The sequence below is a fragment of the Jeotgalibacillus haloalkalitolerans genome, assembly GCF_034427455.1.
Lineage (GTDB): Bacteria > Bacillota > Bacilli > Bacillales > Jeotgalibacillaceae > Jeotgalibacillus > Jeotgalibacillus haloalkalitolerans.
In genome coordinates this window covers 1-383 of sequence record NZ_JAXQNN010000017.1, presented here as the reverse complement: position 1 = coordinate 383, position 383 = coordinate 1, and the positions used below count along the sequence as shown (strand labels likewise).

Sequence of the window (383 nt, the reverse complement as noted above, 5' to 3'; positions counted from 1 at the left end):
TGGCGCGCCCGAGAGGAGTCGAACCCCTAACCTTTTGATCCGTAGTCAAACGCTCTATCCAATTGAGCTACGGGCGCAGTGAAGCTTTATAAAACTGATTGGTGCCGAGGGCCGGACTCGAACCGGCACGGTGGAAACCCACCGCAGGATTTTAAGTCCTGTGCGTCTGCCAATTCCGCCACCCCGGCTAAGGCAGATATCATTATAAGTAATTTTGGAGCGGAAGACGAGATTCGAACTCGCGACCCCCACCTTGGCAAGGTGGTGTTCTACCACTGAACTACTCCCGCGTGGTACAAATAAAAATATGGTGCGGGTGGAGGGACTTGAACCCCCACGCCTTGCGGCACTAGATCCTAAGTCTAGCGTGTCTGCCAATTCCA

The 383-nt window shown here is 53.8% G+C and carries 3 tRNA genes; all 3 read right to left on the bottom strand.

From position 1 onward, the window contains the following. A tRNA-Arg gene (locus tag UFB30_RS16540) sits at window positions 1-77 on the bottom strand. A gap of 22 nt (window positions 78-99) precedes the next feature. Beyond that, window positions 100-188 (bottom strand) — tRNA-Leu (locus UFB30_RS16535). Window positions 189-215: 27 nt separating this feature from the next. Further along, window positions 216-290: transfer RNA gene (locus UFB30_RS16530), tRNA-Gly, on the bottom strand. Window positions 291-383: the final 93 nt, after the last annotated feature.